Annotated in this window: 18 protein-coding genes; 12 read left to right on the top strand and 6 right to left on the bottom strand. The window is 67.1% G+C overall.

The features are described 5' to 3' along the window. Positions 1–17: 17 nt before the first annotated feature. Positions 18–974 (top strand): alpha/beta fold hydrolase, encoded by a 957-nt coding sequence (locus tag ACWPXK_RS25060; RefSeq protein WP_454198613.1) that lies wholly within the window; start codon positions 18–20, stop codon positions 972–974. Between the two features lie 44 nt (positions 975–1,018). Here ACWPXK_RS25060 and ACWPXK_RS25055 read toward each other — a convergent pair whose 3' ends face one another. Then, a complete protein-coding gene (locus ACWPXK_RS25055; protein ID WP_454198612.1) occupies positions 1,019–1,750 on the bottom strand; it encodes a cache domain-containing protein in 732 nt (243 codons plus the stop codon). Beyond that, complete coding sequence (locus tag ACWPXK_RS25050) at positions 1,734–2,498, bottom strand: FadR/GntR family transcriptional regulator (protein ID WP_454198611.1); 765 nt, start codon at positions 2,496–2,498, stop codon at positions 1,734–1,736. The genes ACWPXK_RS25055 and ACWPXK_RS25050 overlap by 17 nt, the downstream gene beginning before the upstream one ends. Before the next feature lie 426 nt (positions 2,499–2,924). Between ACWPXK_RS25050 and ACWPXK_RS25045 the strand changes: the two genes are divergently transcribed. Beyond that, on the top strand, positions 2,925–3,200 hold the full coding sequence (locus ACWPXK_RS25045; RefSeq protein ID WP_454198610.1) for a hypothetical protein: 276 nt from the start codon (positions 2,925–2,927) through the stop codon (positions 3,198–3,200). A 107-nt stretch (positions 3,201–3,307) separates the two neighbouring features. Here ACWPXK_RS25045 and ACWPXK_RS25040 read toward each other — a convergent pair whose 3' ends face one another. Beyond that, the gene (locus ACWPXK_RS25040; RefSeq protein ID WP_454198609.1) at positions 3,308–3,514 is read right to left on the bottom strand and encodes a hypothetical protein; all 207 of its coding nucleotides are present in this window, start codon (positions 3,512–3,514) and stop codon (positions 3,308–3,310) included. A 213-nt stretch (positions 3,515–3,727) separates the two neighbouring features. On the opposite strand from ACWPXK_RS25040, the gene ACWPXK_RS25035 reads away from it, so the two are divergent. From ACWPXK_RS25035 to ACWPXK_RS25025, 3 genes are all read left to right on the top strand, one after another. Then, positions 3,728–4,396, top strand: a complete 669-nt coding sequence (locus ACWPXK_RS25035) for a cyclase family protein (RefSeq protein WP_454198608.1) — start codon at positions 3,728–3,730, stop codon at positions 4,394–4,396. Between the two features lie 244 nt (positions 4,397–4,640). After that, complete coding sequence (locus ACWPXK_RS25030) at positions 4,641–5,819, top strand: DUF3089 domain-containing protein (protein WP_454198607.1); 1,179 nt, start codon at positions 4,641–4,643, stop codon at positions 5,817–5,819. Between the two features lie 413 nt (positions 5,820–6,232). Beyond that, the gene (locus ACWPXK_RS25025; protein WP_454198606.1) at positions 6,233–7,669 is read left to right on the top strand and encodes an ABC1 kinase family protein; all 1,437 of its coding nucleotides are present in this window, start codon (positions 6,233–6,235) and stop codon (positions 7,667–7,669) included. A gap of 78 nt (positions 7,670–7,747) precedes the next feature. On the opposite strand, the gene ACWPXK_RS25020 is transcribed toward ACWPXK_RS25025, so the two are convergent. Beyond that, positions 7,748–8,326: a DUF2165 domain-containing protein gene (locus ACWPXK_RS25020; protein WP_454198605.1), complete on the bottom strand. Its 579-nt coding sequence runs from the start codon at positions 8,324–8,326 to the stop codon at positions 7,748–7,750. Between the two features lie 341 nt (positions 8,327–8,667). Beyond that, complete coding sequence (locus ACWPXK_RS25015) at positions 8,668–9,783, bottom strand: hypothetical protein (protein WP_454198604.1); 1,116 nt, start codon at positions 9,781–9,783, stop codon at positions 8,668–8,670. 262 nt (positions 9,784–10,045) lie between these two features. On the opposite strand from ACWPXK_RS25015, the gene ACWPXK_RS25010 reads away from it, so the two are divergent. From ACWPXK_RS25010 to ACWPXK_RS24990, 5 genes are all read left to right on the top strand, one after another. Further along, complete coding sequence (locus ACWPXK_RS25010; protein ID WP_454198603.1) at positions 10,046–11,062, top strand: FecCD family ABC transporter permease; 1,017 nt, start codon at positions 10,046–10,048, stop codon at positions 11,060–11,062. Continuing rightward, positions 11,059–12,147 (top strand): FecCD family ABC transporter permease, encoded by a 1,089-nt coding sequence (locus tag ACWPXK_RS25005; protein ID WP_454198602.1) that lies wholly within the window; start codon positions 11,059–11,061, stop codon positions 12,145–12,147. Before ACWPXK_RS25010 ends, ACWPXK_RS25005 begins: the two co-directional genes overlap by 4 nt. Positions 12,148–12,230: 83 nt before the next feature. After that, positions 12,231–13,136: an ABC transporter ATP-binding protein gene (locus ACWPXK_RS25000; RefSeq protein ID WP_454198900.1), complete on the top strand. Its 906-nt coding sequence runs from the start codon at positions 12,231–12,233 to the stop codon at positions 13,134–13,136. 33 nt (positions 13,137–13,169) lie between these two features. Next, positions 13,170–14,183 (top strand): ABC transporter substrate-binding protein, encoded by a 1,014-nt coding sequence (locus ACWPXK_RS24995; protein WP_454198601.1) that lies wholly within the window; start codon positions 13,170–13,172, stop codon positions 14,181–14,183. A 181-nt stretch (positions 14,184–14,364) separates the two neighbouring features. Then, positions 14,365–15,594 (top strand): NupC/NupG family nucleoside CNT transporter, encoded by a 1,230-nt coding sequence (locus ACWPXK_RS24990; protein WP_454198600.1) that lies wholly within the window; start codon positions 14,365–14,367, stop codon positions 15,592–15,594. Positions 15,595–15,610: 16 nt separating this feature from the next. Here ACWPXK_RS24990 and ACWPXK_RS24985 read toward each other — a convergent pair whose 3' ends face one another. Further along, positions 15,611–17,557, bottom strand: coding sequence for a glycoside hydrolase family 15 protein (locus ACWPXK_RS24985; RefSeq protein WP_454198599.1), 1,947 nt, complete (start codon positions 17,555–17,557; stop codon positions 15,611–15,613). Positions 17,558–17,826: 269 nt separating this feature from the next. Here ACWPXK_RS24985 and ACWPXK_RS24980 point away from each other — a divergent pair, with 269 nt between their 5' ends. Beyond that, positions 17,827–20,730 carry a UPF0182 family protein gene (locus tag ACWPXK_RS24980; RefSeq protein ID WP_454198598.1) on the top strand — a complete coding sequence of 968 codons (2,904 nt, stop codon included), beginning with the start codon at positions 17,827–17,829 and terminating at the stop codon, positions 20,728–20,730. A 357-nt stretch (positions 20,731–21,087) separates the two neighbouring features. Next, on the top strand, positions 21,088–21,713 hold a 626-nt coding region (locus tag ACWPXK_RS24975; protein WP_454198597.1), incomplete at its 3' end, for an AMP-binding protein.

The raw sequence follows: 21,713 nt of genomic DNA, 5'->3' as shown, positions 1-21,713 counted from the left end.
GCAGACCGGAGCCCCCCATGTCGATCTCGAGCACAATCGCCACCTCGGCAGAGCGTCGTGCCACGGTCTCGACCGAAGACGGTGTGGCACTTGCGATTCGCGAATACGGCCCACGAGATGCGGAGCTCACCGTCGTGCTCTTGCACGGGCATTGCCTGCGCACCGAGTCCTGGGCTTACGTCCGCGACGCGCTGCTGCGCCACTACACCGGCGCCCGGATCGTCTGCTACGACCACCGAGGCCACGGCGACTCCGCCGCGGCGTCCCGGCGCACGTACAACATCGAGCAGCTCGGCCACGACCTGCGCGACGTTCTCGACGCTGTCGCCCCCAGCGGGCCGGTCGTCCTCGTCGGCCACTCGATGGGCGGCATGACGGCACTGACCTACGCCAGCCAGAACCCGCACGAGATCGGCACCCGCATCGTCGGCGTCGCACTCATCGCGACCGCCGCGAACGGGCTGGCCGACGCCGGCTTCGGCCGCCTCCTGCGCAACCCGGCCGTTTCCGTATTCCAGGCTGCCGTGCGACGCGCGCCCAGCGCGATGCACCGCGCGAAGCTGATGGCCTGCAAGCTCCTCGCCCCGATCGTCCGTACCGCCGAATTCGGCGATCGCAAGGTCAGCCCCCGGGTGCTCACCCTTGCCAATGCGATGCGCAACCAGACGCCGATCGTGACGATGGCGAGCTTCTTGAGCGATTTCATGGCGTACGACCGAACCGACGCGCTTGCGGTTCTCTCGAAGATCCCGACATTGGTGCTGTGCGGCTCCGCCGACCTGATGACGCCGCCGTCGCATTCCGTCGCGATGGCCGCCGCCGTCGAATACTCGGACTTGGTGCTGGTCGACGGCGCCGGTCACTCGGTGATTCTCGAGCAGCCGAGACAGGTCGCCGAGGCCGTGGCGCGCCTGATGACGCGAGCGGGCGGTATCGGCAAGGTCGAGGACGCTCACCTCACCCTCGTCGCGTAAGGGTCCGCCGGCCGGGGACCCTGCTGGATCGGTGTCCCGCGGTGTCAGTGGGGTGCCATGGATCCCAGCGCACGCAGCGACCAGGGCACCGCCTCGATCGGCACCGCCGCGGCCGATCGGTCCATCCGGCTCGTCTTGGATCCGGTGGTGAATTCGGGATCGGTCCCCATGATGACGCGACCCTCGTCGTTGACCAGCAGTACCCGCTGACCGGATGCCCGGAATCGCGGCAGCAAGACCTCTTCGATCGCGGCAACCGGCACATCGGCACCGGCGATTCCGAGGAAGGTTCCCGATGTGATCGTGACCGGTACCGCGAAGGTACAGACGTACTGATCGCTGCACGCGTAATCGAGGTTCGGCCCGTACACCCATCGCCGACCCTGGTCACGCGGGATCGTGAACCAATCCATTCCGGTGTAGTCGTAGAAGTATTCGCTCTGGGGATTCAATTCCAGCGTCAGGCGTTGCGGTCCGCGTTGTGCGTCCAGAGACCACCACTCCAGGTAGAGGGGGCGATCCAGGAGAACGCCGTCGGCCATCACCACGCCGGCGCCGTGGAACAGCTTTCCGCGCCGCTCGAGCTCGCCGAGGATGGTCTCCCGCAGCGGTGCGAGGTCAGTCGACCGCGGCTTCTCGCTCAGACCATTCCACAGGGTCCTCAGCGCGGTCGCGAGGGTCTCCAGTGACTGGTAGACCTCGTCGGCCAGTTTCGTGACGGCATGAGCGAGCGACTCGACGGTCACCGAGTCCGGCACGTTATCGGTGTCCCTCATCATCACTGAGCTCCAAGCGTAGGGCGACGAGGCGGCGGATCCGTGATTCGGTATGTGATTCTGCCAGTTCTCTCGCCCGGGCATCGTCTTCTCGTTCGATCGCATCCACCAGGTCGCGATACGCGGTCGCCTCCACTGCCGGGTCCATTTTCAGCCGCGGCAGCCAGAGCAAGGCGGAAAGCTCCGCCTGCAGGCCGACCTGGGCGCGGGTCAGCCGGGTGGACTGCGCACACACCGCCATCTCGATATGAAAGCGGCTGTCCGCCCGGCGCGCCGAGACGGGTTCGGTGCTGCCCTTCAGCCGCTCGGCCAAGGCACGGAGCCGGGCTATATCGGCCCGCAACCCGCGGCGCGCGGCGAACACGGCAGCCGCTCCGGTGACGGCGAAGTGCTCGTCTCCAAGATCGCGCAGCTCCTGGATGCTCATCTGCTGCAACCGCGCCAGCGAGGTGGTCTCGAGGACCCCCGCCGAACCGCGGATGAAGCTACCACCCCCGCGCCCGCGCTTGGTATGGACGATTCCCTGCTGCCGGAGTACGGCCAGCGCCTCCCGCAGGGTCATCGTCGACACACCCAACTGGTTGGCGAGATCGGTCTCGCTCGGCAACTGCTGCCCGTCGGCCATCACACCGAGGCTGATCGCGGCGGACAGCCGCTGCACCACGGCCTCGGTTTTCGGACCGCCACCCTCGATGGGTGACAGCACGGCGCCGAGCGCGCTCAATCCGGCGCTCTCCTGGTTGGACAACGCGACTCCTCGGGTGGCGGGAACCTAAGGCAATTCTAGTCGATGAACAATTGAAATATGAACTATAAAGTTAGACATATACGCAGTCCGGCCTGTGCGATCGGGGGTGCGGAAACTGCCAGAGGCGGGCGGGCGTCGCGGGAACCCTGCACTTAACAGATTCTTACTGAAGAACCATTGAACTATGAAATCTAATGTCTTATGTTAGGAAACCGTGTGGTCCGCCTCATCCGGGCACCTTGACGCGACAGCGTCACGATCGAAGCAGGAATTTCCCCATGTCCGAGAACCCGACGAGTCCGAGCGAACGCCACCGGTGGCGCATCCGTGGCCGCGCCGAATTGCCGGCCGAGACGGCGGTGCACAGCCGACTGCGGTCGGTCGCCAGTGGTCCGCAAATGCACGAGGTACGTCTACGTCGACGGGATGTCGAAGATGGATGATGTGCGCCGAACGGAAGTCGACGGACTGCGTGTGACCTGGGGCTTGCTTCAGCACCATCTGATCGCGATTGTCGCCGTGCACAACGAGCACGACACTTCACCAGTAGTGTCCTTCAGCCCCGGCAACTACCCGGACCTCGCGCAAGCGCGAGAACTCCATCCGGAACTGACGAGGCTGTGGGACGCGGTCCGCCGCGAATTCTGGACCAGGCTCATCCCGCCGCAGCCTCAGGTGGCCAGACGGCAGGCATGGGCATAGCCTCGAAGCCGGTCGATGCCATCAGCCCGCATTCGGCCAAGGAAATCGGCCGCCAACCCGAGTGTCGACGCGATTACCACGAGGCCGCCAGAATGCCCGGGGGTCCTTCAGGGAACACGCATCAGTTGCCCGGACAGGGTGAACAGACGACGGGCGAGCTTCACGACGGGGATGCCCAGCGGAAGCAGGATGACCGTCACGCACAGCAGCGCACCGACGAGCCATAGCACGGCCGCGAGGATCCCGAGCACCGTGCCGAGCACGGCCGTGAGGATCCCCAGCACCACGCCGAGCAGGCCCTTTAGTAGTCGCATGATGACCTCCTCGCTCTCAGTCTGCTCTCTTTCGGGCCGCTGCGCACTGGGCGTAGAGCGGCCTCGACCAGCGCGTCTGCAGGCTGCCGGGCCTCCTGTGCTGATCCGCGAGCGGCCCAACGGTGCGCGGCCACGCCCGGAGTTCGCGGGGCGTTTCCCGGCACGCTGACATCCCTGGCCGCCGCGGCGGGATCGGCCGGTACGGTGCCTAGCATGAGCAAGGCGATGGTGGAGCTGTCGCACCCGATCTCGGATGGCATGCTCACCTATCCGGGCCTGCCCGGACCGCGGGTCACCACAGCGTTTTCGCGCGAGCAGTCGCGGCTGATCGACATGAGCTACGACATCGCGCGCGTGGATATGGTCGGCAACACCGGGACCTACATCGACGCGCCCTCGCATTTTCACGCCGGCGGTGCCGACATCGCCGAGCTGCCGCTGGAACGGCTGTTCAACGTGCCGATCGTGATGATCCGCGTGCCGGGGATCCGCGCGGTGGGGCCGGATGTGCTCGGCGACCCGGCGCGGCTGTGGGGAAAGGCGGTGCTCGTGCACACCGGATGGTCGGCACGGTGGGGTTCGTCCGCGTACTGGGGCCCCGGGCATCCGTTCCTGGTCGGCGAGGTCGCGGACGCACTGGTCGCCGCCAATGTGGCGGTGGTCGGGATCGACTCGCTCGACATCGACGATACGTCCCTGCCGACGCGGCCGTGCCACCACACGCTGCTCGGTGCGGGAATCCCGATCATCGAGCAGCTGACGAACCTGGACGTGGTCCCCGGCACCGGTGCCAGGCTGGTCGCCCTGCCGGCGCCGGTGCGCGGGATGGGCTCGTTCCCGCTGCGCGTGGTCGCCTGGACCGATCACGGCGTCGGCAGCTGATCAGCCCCCGATCCACGCCGGGGGCACATACCTGGGCCATCAAGGCCTGATTCGAACCGGGCGCGGCGGCTGGAACTCGGTATGCTCCCGCCGCATTGATGTATCTTTCCGACTGCCAAGAGATTTCGCCGGCTCATGTGGGCATCTGGATTTTCGCTGGGCTGACGCCGTCGAAGGCGCGGCCGAGCGTTCGCGGTGTCGCCGTGGGCGCTGATGGCCGGGCGCGGAAGCAGTGAGGTGTGCGATGCGGGACAGTCGGTGGCGGCGGGCGGTTGCGGCCGTCGTGTGCGGAGTCGGCCTGCTGGCGGGGTCGTCGGTGAGCGCGGTGGCGGAACCGAGTGGTGACGTCGGTGTTGTGTGGTTGTGCAGGCCGGATCGGGCGGATGATCCGTGCCGGGGGAGTTCGGCGACGACGGTGCGGCGGGCCGGGCAGCCCGATGTGCGCGAGGAACCCACGCCCGCGGGGGATTCGGGGGTCGACTGCTTCTATGTGTATCCGACGGTGTCGTTGGAGCCGACGCCCAACTCCGACACCGCGGTGACGCCGGAGGTGCGGGCGGTCGCCGAACAACAAGCGGCCCGGTTTTCCCAGGTGTGTCAGGTGTACGCGCCGGTGTATCGGCAGCGGACCATCATCGCGCTGGCGTCGGAGCGGTCCTACACCCCAGAGCAGCGCGCCGAAATGGCACGGATCGCATACGAGGACGTGCTGATGGCGTGGCGGCAGTTCCTCGCCGAGCGCGAGAGCGGTAGGCCGCTCGTGCTGATCGGGCATTCGCAGGGTGCGCGCATGCTGCGCCAACTGATCCGGGAGGAGATCGAACCGCAGCAGGCGGTGCGAGACCGGATCCTGTCGGCGATCCTGCTCGGTGGCAATGTGGTGGTGCGGAAAAACGGTGACGTCGGCGGTGACTTCCAGCATCTGCCGCTGTGTCACAGCGAACGGCAGACGCGGTGCGTGCTCGCCTGGCAGACCTTCGGCGCAAACCCGCCCGCGGACAGCCGTTTCGGCCGCAACCCGATGACCCCGGAGCCGCTGCCGCGGCCGTACGGTCCGGATTACGAGATCGCCTGCACCAACCCGGCCTCGCTGGACCGCAACGAATCCCATACCGCGGCAACGGTCCTGCGCGTGAGCCCGGTGCCCAGCCCACTCGGCGTCGAGCTGGCGTTGCGCCACGGACCAGCCGCCGTCGCCGCGCCGACCCCGTGGCTGATCCCCGCCGAACGGTACCGGCTCCAGTGCATGCGCAGCGGGGACGCGACGGCGCTCATGGCGACGCCGGAACCGGGCAGCCCCGAGCTGTACGCCGTCCCGGACGCGACGTGGGGTCTGCACCTCACCGATGTGGAGATCGCGCTGGGCGACCTTGTTCGCATCGTGATGTCCCAGAACAGCGCCTATCGCTCGGCGCACCGCTGAGCGCGGTCGATCCGAGGCGGATCCGTCCTGCGGCGACCGCGCGCGATCGCCGTGCATGACGACATCCGCTCGGGCGCGGCTACTGCGGTGGACAACCCGTGGATCATCGGTCCGGACGGCTGCGTTCGCCTGGATGTGGGTGAACCACACCAGGTTCGTCGGCGCGCGACGGTTCATCGACGGATTCGGGCTGCCCTATAACATGTTCTGGATAGGCTTGCCAGCCGTGACGGATCTGAGGGAAGACGCGGTCGTGGTCGAGGACCGGCCCGTCGGCCGTGGTCGCAGGTCGGTGCTCAAAGGTGTGTCGTTCCGTGTGCCGAGCGCCGGCGAGGCGTAGGCATGAGCGAGCGAACCATCGATACAGCCGCCACGACGGTCGTGCCGGAGTCGAGCGCCAGGGAGGCGAAAGCATGAGTGCCGACCCGCTGTCTTTCGCTACCGCGTCGCGCACCGAGCACCGTCCGCCCGCCGAGGCGTTCGCCGTCGACCGGCCCCGTCTCGACGCCTTCGGCGTGCCCGAGGCGCTTCGGATGCTCACCATCGCGCTGGTATTCGGTGTCGCCCTCACTCGCCGGGCCATAGTGGAGGCTGCCCGGTCCGTGACCGGGACGCGCGGGCGTGCCGGGCGGCGAACGCGGCGGGAAGTGCTGGCCGACGGCGTCGTCGACGCTTTCGAACGTCTCGGGCCGATGTTCGTCAAACTCGGGCAGTTGATCGCATCGTCGTCCGGCGCGTTTCCGCGTGAACTCTCCGATGCGTGTCTGCGCTGCCTCGACGATGTGCCGCCTTTCCCGGCCGCCGCGGCGAGGCGGATCGTCGAGCAAGACCTCGGCCGCCCGATCGGCGAGATGTTCGTCGAGTTCGACGACGTGCCGCTGTCGGCGGCCTCGGTCGCGCAGGTGCACGCCTGCGTGCTCGCCGACGGACGCGAGGCTGTGGTCAAGGTGCAACGCCCGGGGATCGCGCGCCGGATGATCGTCGATCTGCGTGCGGCGCTGGTGCTGGCGAAGCTGCTCGAACGGCGATCCGAGCACGCGCGGATCGCCAACGCCGTCGGCGTGGTGCGTGACCTCTACGAAGTCACCGTGGCGGAATTGAACTTCCTGATCGAGGCGGACAATCAGAGCCGCGTCCGCGCCAACCTCGGCGTGTTCGGCGACAACACGGAAGTCGTTGTGCCGGAGGTCTATTGGGAGTTGTGCGGGCCGCGCTGCATCTGTATGCAGCGACTGCGTGGCGTACCGCTCGATCAGTTCGACGTCGTCGGCGAGCACGCCGATCCGGAGCTGCTGATCCGGCGGCTGGTGAAAGTGTGGCTGGAAGGTGTCATCGTGCACGGTCTGTTCCACGGCGACGTGCACGCGGGAAATCTGTGGCTGCTCGAGAACGGCAAACTGGCGATGCTGGATTTCGGCATCGTGGGCACGATGTCGCCGCCGTGGCGAGCGATGGTCCGGGCGATGTTCTACGCCAGCGCCTTCGACGGAGATTTCACCCCGGTAGCGACCACGCTGCGCGAACTGGATCTCTTCGCCGAGCAGAGCACCGACGACACCGCGATCGGCAGGCAGCTCGCCATTGTGCTCGGCCCGATCCTGTCCGGGGAGCTCGCGCGGCTGGACCTGAAGACGATCACCTCAGCGCTGCTGGATTTCGGCAAGCGTCGTGGCGTCGCCGGCCCCGAGCAGCTCATCCTGATGGGCAAGCAGCTCGGCTATTTCGAGCGGTACGCGGTCGCGCTGGCCCCCGGCTGGCAACTGGGCCGCGACCTCTACCTGCTGCGCAACATCTTTCCCGGCGAGGTCGCGGCGAAGGCCGAGGAGCGCGGCATCCGGCTGCCCGACTGAGCTCGCCAGGAGGCGGGGACATCGTGGCGGGAGGGAGCGCCGCGGTATGAGGGTGGATCCGGTCGGCCGCCCGTCGTGCTAGCGCCGGGACACTTCCGGTGCCGTGGGCGCGGCGTGCGGGATGACCGATTCCGGCAGGTGTACGAGAACCAGGCCGACGGCAGCGATCAGGAAGTTCTGCAGCGCAGCCGATGACGCGTTCACTTCCTTGTTGGCCCACATGCGGAACCATTCACCGGCGACGGTGAGGAAACCGCCCGCGAACAGCAGCACGGCCATGGTCCAGCCCAGGCTCGACAGTTTGACGGCCACGCCGAGCCCGGCACGAAGCCGGCGCGGCCGACCGCTCAACACCCGGACCCACACCGCCGCGGCGGCCAGCAGCACGAAGGCGATCAGGAACTCCCAGATCACGATCAGGATGTAGGCGACGAGCGCGAGGTTGCTGTTCGTGATCGCCCGCCAGTCCGTCCCCGCGTTGTGGATCGTCGATCTCATCGACAGCACAGCGGCAACACCGTTTCGGTTGGTGTCGGTGTCCACGCAGTTGGTGATCGCGACGAACAGATAGTAGAACCCGGTGATCGTGGCCAGCGTCGCCACCGCCATCCAACGGCTACCGACGATGTCGAGAAACCTTGTACCTCTGTGCCTCATATATGCCCTACCTCAGGTCGACTGGCATCGATATCCGGCCAGGTAGACGTCGACGCCTCGGGATCTCGGTACGAACGCCCTTGTCGCAGTAGAGATTACCGCTGGCTTGCCGGGGAGCGGGTGGTTCGGCGATTCGCTCGGGCCGTCGAGCGGCTGTAGCCGGCCATCGTGGCTACGCTTCGATCGTGCATTCGAACGGCGCCGACAGGCGCGGCCATGCGGTCGCGCGCCGCGACGAACGTGGCCGTGTCACGGTGCAGGTGCGGCGTGACGCGGCGGGCTGAAGCGCCTATCGACCGTCTGGGCGATCCCAGGGGCGGCGGAGCACGATCGGGCACCCATCAATCTCGTGAGGGGTCGGGGTGCCATGGGACATAAGGCCGCCCGTCGGCTTCGGCCGCTCGCTCGGCTGACTGGAGTTGGAACGGTGTGATGCCGCCGCTGTCCCACGGGCCGACCGATCCGGCGGCGCGCGCGGCGGACGCCTTGGGCGTCAGGCCGATATCGTTGCGCACCACCGTGATGGGGCGGTCAGCGAGGTCGAACCAGTCCAGGTCGAGGAAATCGTGGCTGCCCTGGGTGAGGGCGCCACGGCGCATTGCGTCGGCGAGGCGGGCGGCCATGCCCGCGGTACGGAGGTGGCCCTCGTTGGCCTCGAACAGACCTGCGCCGGCGTGGAGATAGCCGGTTTCGAAGAGGGAGACCACCATGGCGAGAAGGCTGAAGGCACGTGGGTCGTCGTTGGCGCGGGCCATGAACGCGAAGACCTCGATCTCGTTTTCCAAGGTGGTGCCGTATCCGGCGAGCACATGCACCCAATCGTGCTGGGCCAGCAGCGGCGGCGCCGAACCGGGCAGGCCAGGGGTGACGAAGCCGCGATCGCGGTAGAAGTCGGCGACGCCTCGGCCGAGCGTGCCCACCGGTAGGTCGCCCAGCGACGCCCAATGCGCGGCGAGCGCCGGGTCGTCGCCGACCTGGCCCCACGAACTGTCCAGGGTCTCGGTGTGCAGTGCACTGAGCCTGCGTGGGTCGAGGCCGCCGAGGTATCCGTTGCGCGCGAAATCGACCGCCGCGAGATCGATCGCACCCTCGGCGTACTTCTGTGCCACCGCGATCATGTCGTCATCGACGTCCAATGCGTCGGCGAACTCCCGCAACTGGGTCGCGACGAGCGGCGGCAGCGGCCGCACCACCAGCGCGGCCAGCAGCATCGTCTGCACAATCCGGGTACGGAAGATCCGGTTGCGCCGAGCCAGCTGGACCGCGAATTCAGGTGCGGTGATGGGCTCGAGCGTTGTCAACTCGACCGGGTGGCCGGTCATGGACAGGAAAAGCGCCGGAATCAGCAACTGCTGCAACAGCGTCAGACCGGCCTCCCCCTGCGCGGCCGTGACCACACCGCGCGCCAGCAGCCGCGCCTCGTCCGCGTCTGGCGGAGTCAGCAGCACATCGTCCATCCGGTTCACCCTCCGGCCCTTCGAGCATCGGTTGCCGTGACTCATTATCCGTGCGCATGCGCTTCAACACGTACTCGTTTCGCCCTCGGCGTAGCGGCCCCTCGAGAACATTGCGGGTTCCAGCACCAAGTTTTCGTCGATTCGGTAGGAGTTCTCGCACAGCACAGTCAATCGGTGCGCCCGGCTAGCAGCTGGTCGGCAGCTGTTGGGAAGCCCTTCCTGTTTGACAGGCTTAGGTCTGGCTAACTTAAGCTCACGTCTCGTGACCTCGACTGATACGACCCGTACCGCCTCGATGTGGCGCCACGTACCGGCGCTGTTCATCGGGTTGGCGGCGTTGCTGCTGTGTGTCGTGCTCAGTCTCGCGCTCGGGGCCAGGTCGGTGCCCGTACCTACGGTCGTCGAGGCTTTGCTCGGCGCGGGGCATGACCGCGACGCCCTGGTGATCACCGGTCTGCGGGTGCCGCGGACGCTGATCGGACTGGCGGTCGGTGCCGCGCTCGGACTTGCCGGGGCGGTTGTGCAGGGAATTACCCGCAACCCGTTGGCCGCGCCGACCACTCTCGGTATCAATGCCGGCGCCGGGCTCGCCGTCGTCACCGCTATCTACGCGTTGCGCCTGTCGCATCCGGTGCAGTACGTGGTATTCGCCTTCGCGGGTGCGGCCGCCGCCGCGATGTTCACCTTGGCGCTGGGGCGGCGGGCCGGTGACCTGGATCCGGTGCGTCTCGTCCTCGGTGGCACCGTGCTGCAGCTGGTTCTGGTCTCGTGGACGTCGGCGGTGCTGCTGTTCAGTGAGCGAACACTGGACGAGGCCCGGTTCTGGTTGGCCGGTTCGATCGCGGGACGAGATCTCGACGTGCTGGTGCCGATGCTGCCGACCTTGGCCATCGGCGCGGGTGTGGGGCTCGCGATCGGTCCCGCGTTGAACACTCTTGCGCTCGGCGATGATTCGGCACAGGCCCTCGGTGTGCCGGTGGCGCGCATTCGATTCGCGGGAATGGCGGCGGTCGTCCTGCTCGCCGGCTCGGCGGTCGCGGTCGCGGGGCCGATCGCGTTCATCGGCTTGGCCGCCCCGCACCTGGTGCGTTTGCTGGTCGGTGGTGACCACCGGCTGGTGATCCCCGGATGTCTGCTCGCCGGTCCGCTGTTGCTGCTTTCGGCCGATATCGTGGGCCGGCTCATCGCGCGGCCGTCGGAAGTGGAGGCCGGTATCGTCACGGCATTCCTCGGCGCAGCCCTTCTGGCCGTGCTGGCTCGTCGGACGGAGCGTCGATGAGCGAGCAGGTCTCGGTACGTCAGGACGAGACGGATCGGCGCGATTTTCGGAAGACCCTCTCCGGCGGCATGATTCGATCGGTCACCGCTGCGCGCCGCCGCCGTGTCGTGTCGATCGGCGTCGGGTGTGGTGGGGTAGCGGTGATCCTGCTGGTGGTCGCGCTGTCCTCCGGGGAGGTCGACATGGCGGCGGCGACGGCGATTCGCGCCGCACTCGGACTCGGCGACGCCGGAGACGTCTACATCGTCCAGCAGTTCCGGGCGCCGCGAGTGGTCGCCGGACTGATCGCGGGGGCGGGGCTGGCCATGGCCGGGGCCGTGCTGCAACGACTCTTCCGCAACCCCTTGGCCTCGCCGGACGTCATGGGTGTCACGGGTGGGGCCTCGCTCGGCGCGGTCGTCGTGCTCGCCGCCGGCGCCGCGCAGACGCTCATTCCGTTCGGTGCGCTCGCCGGCGGCCTGTTCGCGGCGGTGCTGCTCGGTGTACTCGGCCGCGCCGGGCTGCCGGTCAACCGTCTCGTGCTGGTGGGGCTCGCCGTGCAGGCCGGGCTGGCGGCCGCGGTGAACCTGATCGTGGTGCGTTTCCCGAAAGAGCTGGCGGGATCGGCGATGCAGTGGACGGCGGGCTCTCTCTACGGCCGCACCTGGATCGAAGTACAGGGCGCGGCGATCGCCTCCGTGGTGGTCCTGGCGACGCTGTTCGTGCAGTACCGGACGCTGGCGGTGCTCGATCTCGGCGACGAGTCGGCGGGCACGCTCGGTGTCGCCGTTTCCTCTGCGCGACTGCGCCTGCTGCTCACCACCGTCGCGTTGGCCGCGCTCGCCGCGGCGCTGACCGGCCCGATCGCCTTTGTGGCCTTGGCGGTGCCGCAACTGGTGCGCATGGTCGCGGGGCCGCCCACCGCCGCCACCCTGGCCGTCACCGGGCTGTTGGGCGGGACGCTGCTGATCGGCTGTGACCTGGTCGCCCAGCATCTGCTGCCCGTCGCGGTGCCGGTCGGCGTCGTCACCGCCACGGTCGGCGCGCCGTGGCTGCTGATTCTCCTGCTGCGTGAGGGCAGCCCGGCCCATCGGAGGACCACATGAGCGAAGCAAAGACCGGCACAACCGGTGCCGCCCCGGGCCAGGACGAGCATCGGCCGACCGCGGGTGTGGGTGTGTCCACGGGCATGGGCGTGGCCACGAGTGCGCGCGGGAGTGTGGGTGCGGGTGGCAATGTGCTCGCCACCCACGATCTCGCGCTGCGCTACGGGGACCGCGGCGTGATCGAGGGGCTGGATCTGGAGTTGCCCGGCGGTGCGGTCACCGCGATCGTCGGACCGAACGCCTGCGGCAAGTCGACTCTGCTCCGCGGACTTTCGCGGCTGCTGCGTCCTTCCGGCGGAACCGTCACCCTGGATGGTGCGGAAATCCATCGCATGTCGGCGCGCGCTCTGGCACTGCGGCTCGGTCTGCTGCCGCAGCAGCCGATCACCCCGGAGGCGATCACGGTGGAAGCGCTGGTGCGGCTGGGCCGCTATCCGCATCAACGGATGCTGAGCCCGTGGTCGGCCGCGGACCAAGCGGCGGTGGAGAATGCGTTGCGCCGCACCGGAACCGATGTGCTGCGTGACGAGCTGGTCGACCGGCTGTCCGGTGGGCAGCGGCAGCGGGCCTGGATCGCCCTGGCGCTGGCACAGGAGACCGAATTGCTGCTGCTCGACGAGCCGACCACCTTCCTGGATCTGCGTCATCAGCTCGACGTGCTCGATCTGGTCGCCGAACTGCACAGTGCGGCGGGCCGCACTGTCGTCATGGTGTTGCACGACCTGGGGCAGGCCGCCCGCTACGCCGACCACCTGGTCGTTCTGCACGATGGCCGGTTGGCCGCCGCGGGTGCGCCCGCGGAGGTGCTGGACGCCGATCTGGTCCGAGCGGTATTCGGTGTCGACTGCCGGGTGATCCCCGATCCCGAGACCGGCACCCCGCTGGTCGTGCCCAAAAGCCGGGCCGCGCGACACAACGGTGCCCGGTCGGCATCCACCACCCTTCGGGGCCTGACGCCCGACGGCCACACTGTCACCCCGCGGGAGTGACGGCCGCTTCACCGCTGAGAGACGAGGATCATCATGTCCATCCGACAATGCCGCCTGCGCCGAGCCGGTCGCGTCACAGTTGCGCTGTTCGCGGCCGCGATCGGTATGTCCGGCCTGAGCGGGTGCGGAACCGGCTCCACCGCAATGGATTCGGTGGCATCACCCGCCGACCCCGCGAGTTTCCCGCGCACCGTCGACACCGTGATGGGGCAGGTGACGATCCCCCGGGTACCGCAGCGTGTGGTCGTGCTCGATACGGCCGAACTCGACTCGGTGACCCTGCTCGGCGTCAAGCCGCTCGGGGCAGTGGTGCCGCACACGAAAACCCGTGGCGGATTTCCGGATTACCTGGCCGGCAAAGTCGACGGAGTGATCGATGTCGGCCCGCTGCAAGAGCCGAATCTGGAACGCATCGCCTCGCTGAAACCGGATCTGATCCTGTCGTCGAAGATCCGGCACGAAAAGATCTACGACAAGCTCTCCGGCATAGCGCCCACCGTGTTCACCGAAACCGTCGGCGGCCCGTGGAAGGCCAATCTCGCGTTGCACGGCACGGCGCTCGGCCTGGAAACGCAGGCCGCCGAGGCGCTGAAGCAGTACGAGGACCGCGCTCGCGCGCTCGGCGCCGACATCAAGGCCGGGCACAACGGCAGCCTGCCCACCGTCTCGGTGGTCCGCTTCCTCGCCGGACCGACCCGGCTGTACCAGAGCAACTCCTTCAGCGGGGTGGTGCTCGCCGATATCGGATTGCCGCGCCCGGCGTCACAGATCTCGAACGATCCGAAGAAGATCATGAAGGAGGTGAGCCCGGAGCAGATCGATCAGGCCGACGCGGATCTCATCTTCGTCGCCACCATCGACGATCCGGGCAAGACCCAGAAGAACGCCGTCACCACCAGCCCGGTATGGCGCGATCTGCCCGCGGTGCGGAACGGAAAGGTCATCGAGGTCCCCGACGAGACATGGATGTCCGGTATCGGGGTCCAGGCCGCCGACCGGATGCTCGCGGACGTTGCCAAGGCGACCGGCACGCAACCATCACGGTGATCTCGCCGCCGGCGGGATGCTGCGGTATCTCGCGCCCGCACGAATGCCATTGCCGGACAACTTGTCTCGGAACGGACGCGCGCACGCGGAGTGCTGGCGCGGGCTCGGCAGGGCTTCTCAACCGTGGGTAGACCCCACTATGGACCGACATGAGAGGTGCTCCCAAAAACTGTTGCGCGGCATGGCTTCCGAGGTGCGCGTGCATCATCTGATCGGGGTTGCCGGGCTGGCGTGTTTCCTGCTGCTGGCATGGTTGCCCAGTACCGACCGCCGGGCCGCCTGCGGTAGGCTGCCGCGGATCGCGGTCCTGCTGATGGTGCAAATCGCGCTCGGTTTCCTGCTGCTGAAAACAGGGATCGGGCGCACCGTGATTCGCGCGGTCAGCGACACCTTCGCCCACATACTCGGCTACGCCGCCCAGGGGACGGCGTTCGTGTTCGGCGATCTGCCCACCACTGGCGGTAGCGGGCCGGCGTTCCTGTTCGCGGTCCTGATGCCGATCGTGTTCGTCTCCGCCCTGATCGGCATCCTGCAGCATCTGCGGGTGCTGCCACTGATCATCAAATACGTCGGCCTGCTGCTGTCGTGGGTGAGCGGCTTCGGCAAGATCGAATCGTTCAATGCGGTCGCCGCCGCCATCCTCGGTCAGTCCGAGGTGTTCATCTCGCTGCGCGCCATGCTGGACGACATCCCGCCGCAGCGGATGTACACCCTGGCCGCATCGGCGATGTCGACGGTCTCGGCATCCGTCCTCGGCGCCTACATGCAGCTCATCGACCCGAAGTACGTGATCGCGGGGATCATGCTCAACATGGTCGGCGCGTTCGCGGTGTGCTCGCTGATCAATCCCTACCCGGTCACCGCCGCCGACGATGCCGAGCTGCTCGGCGAGGAAATCGCCGACAGCCGCAAGCCGCAATCGTTCTTCGAGATGCTCACCGACTACATCCTGGTCGGATTCAAGGTCGCCTTCACCGTCGCGGCCATGCTGATCGGATTCATCGCCCTGCTGGCCATGGTCAACGGAATCTTCGCCGCCCTGTTCCACGGCACCACGTTCCAGGATGTGATGGGGCACGTCTTCGCCCCACTGGCCTGGCTGACCGGCGTGCCGTGGCAGGAGGCGGCGGCCGCCGGCCGATTCATGGGCACCAAACTGGTGTCCAACGAGGTCGTCGCCATGCAGGAACTGAGCAAACAACACGCCGGACTGTCCGACCGCACCGTCGCGATCGTGTCCACCTACCTGGTCTCGTTCGCGAACTTCTCCACCATCGCCATCGTCACCGGCGCGGTCCGCAGCCTCAGCGAAAAGCAGGGCACCGTCATCGCCCGCAACGGACTCCGCCTGCTCTACGGCGCCACCCTGGTCAGCTTCCTGTCCGCCACCATCGTCGGCCTCCTGAGCTAGACCCGAGAAGCGAGGGTCAGTGGTGGATGTATCCCACCGTGAACGGCGCATCGCCCAGTCGGGGGGCGATCGATTCACCGCCCAGTGCCTGTCGCAGTACGGCTTGTTCGTCCTGGATGACGTGCATCACGGCGTTGATCAGGGCGAGGTGGGTGAACGCCTGCGGGTAGTTGCCCCAGTGCCTGCCGGTGTGGGGGTCGATCTCCTCGGCGTAGAGGCCGAGCGGGCTGGCGTAGCCGAGCAGTTTCTCGCACAGCTGTTTGGCTCGTTTCTTTTCGCCGATCTCCGACAGCGCCGAGACCAACCAGAACGAGCAGATCGTGAAAGCGCCTTCTTCCCCGGCGCATCCGTCGTCGGTCTCATCGACGCGGTATCGCAGTACGAGGCCGTCTTCGGTCAGTTCGTCGGCGATGGCCAGCACCGTGTTGCGTACCCGCTCGTCGTCGGGGGGCAGGAAGCGAACCAGCGGGATGAGCAGGGTCGAGGCGTCCAGCGCCGTGCTGCCGTAGTACTGGGTGAACACCTGCCGAGAGTCGACGGCGTGCGTGCATATGTCGGCGTGGATTTCGTCGGCGGCTTGCTGCCAGCGATGTGCGCGTTCGAAGTCCTGGTGGATGCGGGCCAGCCGGGCGCCACGATCGGCGGCAACCCAGCACATCACCTTGCTGGAGGTGAAGTGTTGCGGCTTCCCGCGAACCTCCCAGATGCCGTGGTCGGGCTCGCGCCAGTAGGTGAGGGCGCTTTTGACCGCCCGGCCGAGCAACGGCCAGGCCCGTGCATCGATTTGATCTTGGTGGCGGGCATAGAGATAGACCGAATCCAGCGCCGCGCCCCACACATCATGCTGACGTTGCCGGTATGCGCCGTTGCCGATGCGCACGGGACCGGCATTGTCGTAGCCGCGCAGGTGGGTGAGGGTCTGCTCGGTGAGGTCGGTTTCCCCGCCGATGCCGTACACGATCTGCATGTCCCGGACTTCCTCGGTCAAGCTGAGGATGTAGGAGAAGAAGTCATTCGCCTCCCAGCTGAAGCCGAGGGTGTACAGGCCCCACAGCGCGAAGGCGGAGTCGCGGACCCATGAATAGCGATAGTCCCAATTGCGTTGTCCGCCTGGGGTTTCGGGCAACGACGTAGTGGCGGCGGCCGCGATGGCGCCGGTGGGTGCGAAGGTCAGGCCCTTGAGGGTCAGTGCGCTGCGGGTCAGCTGGGTTGTCCACGGGTGGTCGGGAAACCGCCCGCCGGCCAGCCAGTGCCGCCAATGGTGGATCGTTCGCAGCAGCCGTTCGTCGGCCTCGTCAACTTCACTGGGGAGTTCGCGACTGCCCCAGGAGAGCGCGCAGAAGCGTGTGTCGCCCGCCTTCAGCAGGGTGCGGGCGACCGCGTGCGTACCTTCCAGCCCCAAGCGCATGTCGGTGCTCAACGTCAGCCGCAGATCGATCCCGTCCGCGCTGGCCTGCGCCAGGTGGTAACTGTCGAGGTACTCCCAACGAGCGCGATGCCTGCCGTAGTCGAAGGCCGGCTGACAGTCCAGCCCGAACTGGATCTGTCCGGTCTCACAGTGCACCGTCCGGAGCAGAATGTGCTCGGCGTCGTAGTCGGTGGGGGTCCGGCGATGGGCGCTACGGCCGGGTGTCTGGTGCCGCCAGGGCCCGACGAGCAGCACATCGCGCACCGTCGCCCACCCTTCGCCGCTGCGCCAGGTCGTCTCCATGACCATGGTGCCCGGGACGTAGCGGCGATCGGTCGGCACCATGAAGTCGGCGGGGGCGAACCGGAACGAGCCGGCGGAACGATCCAGGATGGCGGCGAAGACACTGGGGGAGTCCATGCGGGGTAGACACATCCACTCGATGGCTCCGTTGGGAGCGATGAGGGCAGTGACCTCGCAGTCGGAGATGAAACCGTAGTCGTCGATAGGCGGGAACGCCGTGAGCCGCGGTGTGCGTTCGATCTCGTCGTCCATGTGCTGCTCCATCGTCGTCTCGGCGCTGACTCTGGCTGGTTATTCCACGCGATCGCCTGGTGAACCGCCTTCTCTCGACCAGACTGCGAGCTGGGTTGGGGGACGTGAGTGATTCGGCGTTTCCAAAAGCCCATCACCTTGCCGGTCGAATCGGCAACCCCTGCATGCGCCGCGACCGGGCACGGTCTCGCGGCTCCCTCGGTAGTATCGGGCTGAGTGGTCCACGCCAGCCGTACACGTTCGGCTCGGCGCAGCCACAGGAGTGGGAGATGAGCGCACGCGACGGTCCCGGCCTGCGGCGGTTGCATCGCAGCACTCGGGTGCTGGTGGTCGCCGCCACGGTGTTCGTCGTGTCGCTGCTGATCGTTCCCCGCCTGGTCAGTGCCTATGTCAGCTGGCTGTGGTTCGGTGAAGTCGGATTCCGCGGTGTCTGGGGCACGGTGCTGGTCACACGTCTGTCGCTGTTCATCGTGGTCGCGTTGTTCATCGGTGGCGTCCTCTTCGCGGCGATGTGGCTCGCCTTCAGATTCCGTCCCGTCTTCGTGCCCGATTCCGGGGAAGAAGACAGCCTCCGGCCGTACCGGGACATGGTGAGGCGCTGGCCGCTGCGGTTCGGGCTGGGCATCGCGGTATCGCTCGGCCTCATCTGCGGCCTCATCGGGCAGTCCAGTTGGATGACTGTCCAGCTGCTCCTGCACGGCGGGTCCTTCGGAGTGTCGGATCCGGAGTTCGGACACGACATCGGGTTCTTCGTCTTCGATCTGCCCTTCTACCGACTGGTCGTGAACTGGCTGTTCGTCGTCACGGTCCTCGCGTTCCTGGCCAGTCTCGCGACGCACTACCTGTTCGGAGGTCTGCGGCTGTCCGGAAACGCGGCCGGTCTGACCCACGCGGCCCGCATCCAGCTCGCGGTGCTCGCAGGCACGTTCATCGCCGTGAAGGCAGCCGCCTACTGGCTCGATCGATACTCGCTGCTCTCCAGCCGCCGCAAGGAACCCACCTTCGCCGGCGCCGGCTACACCGACATCAACGCGGTGCTTCCGGCCCGGCTCATTCTCTTTGCGATCGCGGTGATCTGCGCCGCGGCGGTCTTCGCCGCCGTCGTCGTCCGGGACCTGCGCATCCCCGCGATGGCCGCAGCGCTGCTGCTGTTGTCGTCGATCCTGGTAGGGGCCGTCTGGCCGCTGGCCGTCGAGCAGTTCTCGGTCCGCCCGAACGCCGCCGACATGGAACGCGCCTATATCGAACGCAACATCGCGGCTACCCGACAGGCGTACGGGATCGGCAACGACCGAGTCGAATACCAGGCCTACTCCGGGGTCGGTACCAAGCGCCCGTCCAACCTACCGGCGGACGTGACCACGATCGCCAACGCCCGCCTGCTCGATCCGAACGTGCTCTCGCGAACGTTCACCCAGCAGCAACAGCTGAAGAACTTCTACAGCTTCCCAGCGCATCTGGACCTCGATCGTTACCGCATCGGTGGGGAACAGCGCGACTACGTGGTCGCGGCCCGCGAGCTGACCCCCAGCGCGCTGAGCGGCAACCAGCGCCACTGGGTCAATCAGCACACCGTCTACACCCATGGCAACGGGTTCGTCGCCGCACCGGCCAACCGCGTCAACGCGGCGGTCCGCGATGCCGCGGGCGATGCCGCCAGCAGCAACAGCGGATACCCGATCTACACGGTCAGTGACATCGCCTCCCAAGCATCCGGGCAGCAAGTGATCCCCGTGGATCAGCCCCGTGTGTATTACGGCGAAGTGATCGCCCACGCCAGCCCGGATTATGCGATTGTCGGTGGTGGCACCGAACCGCGCGAGTACGACACCGACACCACCAAGTACACCTACACCGGCGCCGGCGGCGTCCCGATCGGGAACTGGCTCAACCGTCTCGCCTTCGCCACCACCTACACCGAGCGCAACATCATCTTCTCGAAGGCGATCGGTCCCGAATCGAAGATCATCTTCAATCGGGACCCGCGCCATCGCGTCGAACTCGTCGCGCCGTGGTTGACGACCGACCACAATCCCTACCCGGCGGTCGTGGGCGGCCGGATCGTCTGGATTGTCGACGCATACACGACAATCGACGGCTATCCGTATGCCAAGCGCAGCTCGCTCGGACCCCAGGAGCCGGACAGCGATGCCCCCCTGGCTCGGCAGATCTCCTACGTGCGGAATTCGATCAAGGCCACCGTCGACGCCTATGACGGCACGGTCACCCTCTACCAGGTCGACCGGCACGACCCGGTCCTGGCGGCGTGGATGAAAGTCTTCCCGGGCACGGTCGAACCGGAGGAGTCGATCAGCGCGGAACTGCGGGCCCATTTCCGTTACCCGGAGGACCTGTTCACCGTCCAGCGGGAGATGCTCGCCAGATACCATGTGGACGAACCGCGAGAGTTCTTCACCACCAACGCTTTCTGGTCCGTGCCCAGTGATCCGACCGTCGAGACCAACCCGCACCAGCCGCCGTTCTACGTCCTGCTCGGCGACCAGTCCACCGCTCAGCCGTCGTTCCGGCTGGCCAGCGCGATGGTCGGATACAACAGGGAATTTCTGTCCGCCTACGTCTCCGCCCATTCCGACCCCGAGAACTACGGCAAGATCAGCGTCCTGCAGCTGCCCACCGACACCCTCACCCAGGGGCCACAGCAGATCCAGAACTCGATGATCTCCGACACCCGAGTCGCGTCCGAGCGGACTCTGCTCGAGCGTTCGAACCGGATCCAGTACGGCAACCTGCTCACCCTGCCGATCGCCGACGGCGGTCTGCTCTACGTCGAGCCGCTGTTCACCGAGCGGATCTCGACCACACCGAACGGATCGACTTTCCCGCAGCTGGCGCGGGTACTCGTCAGCTACCGTGAACCCGGCACCGGCGGCGTCCGCGTAGGGTACGCCCCGACCCTCGCCGAGGCGCTCGACCAAGTGTTCGGTCCCGGTACCGGCCAGCTCGCCACCGCACCTGGCACCGGCCCCTCCCCGCCTCCGTCACCGGGCCAGCAGCCCCCATCACCACCGCCGGCAGCGGTTCCACCGGCGCAGTCCCCGCCAGCTGTCGATCAGGCGAAGATCGCCGAACTCAACGCGCAGATCGATGCCATCCGCGCGGCCTTGGACCGTCTCCAGCAGGAGCTGAAAGACCTGGAACGTTCCGGTCGATGACGCTGCCGTCATCCGTCGGCTAGGCGAGCGTTCGACCGTCACTACGGGTCGGGGCCCGCGTCGGGACCCGTGGCAATGACAACCCCGCCGAGTCCGGGCGCGTGTCGCCCAGGAAACCGGGCAAGAGCTGATCGGGCAGCTGTGGTGTTGGGATGTCCTTGGTCACAAGTACTGTTCGCTGATCACCAAAACGGGTATACCGAATGCTTCCTTCTAGAGTTCGGTGGGCAGACGCGATCCTCGTTCGCTATATTCCGACAGCACGCTCGGGTCATGGGTTCACGCATTTGAAGCATCGCTTCTGGCTCCATAGCCAGGGCGAACAATGATCGATTCAGAGAGTGAACCTGCCGCCGTATGACCCCGTCACGTCGTTCCGCACGTCGCACCCGTCCCTCACGAGCACGGAGTCTGCTGTTTCCGCAGTTGCTGACCGCTGCGGTGGACACGGCGTTCGACTCGGCAGCGCTGCGATACAACCCGACCGGTGATCCGGCTGATCAGCGTGAGCTGACTTATCGGGAGCTGGATGAGGCGTCGTCGCGGCTGGCTCGGTATCTGATCGGGTTCGGGGTGGGGCCCGGGGATTTCGTCGCGGTGGCCATCACTCGCTCGGTGGAGTCGGTGTTGGCGATGTGGGCGGTGGCGAAGACGGGTGCGGCGTATGTGCCGGTCGACCCGGCTTATCCGGCGGATCGTATCGCGCACATGCTGTCGGACTCCGGTGCGGTGTTGGGGGTGACCCTTGCGGTGCATCGGGTGGGGTTGCCGGGTGCGGGCGTGGAGTGGATCGAACTGGACGCACCGGTTCATCGGGAGAGGATCGCTGCGGAGGCGGCGCATTCGGTGTCGTATCTGGATCGGTTGCGTCCGCTGAGTGAGCAGCATGTGGCGTATGTGATCTATACCTCGGGGTCGACGGGCAAGCCGAAGGGTGTCGCGGTCACGCATGCGGGTTTGGCGGCGTTGGTCGAGCATGAGGT

It is taken from the genome of Nocardia sp. Marseille-Q1738, assembly GCF_965283145.1.
This window is presented reverse-complemented; position numbering and strand designations above follow the sequence as displayed.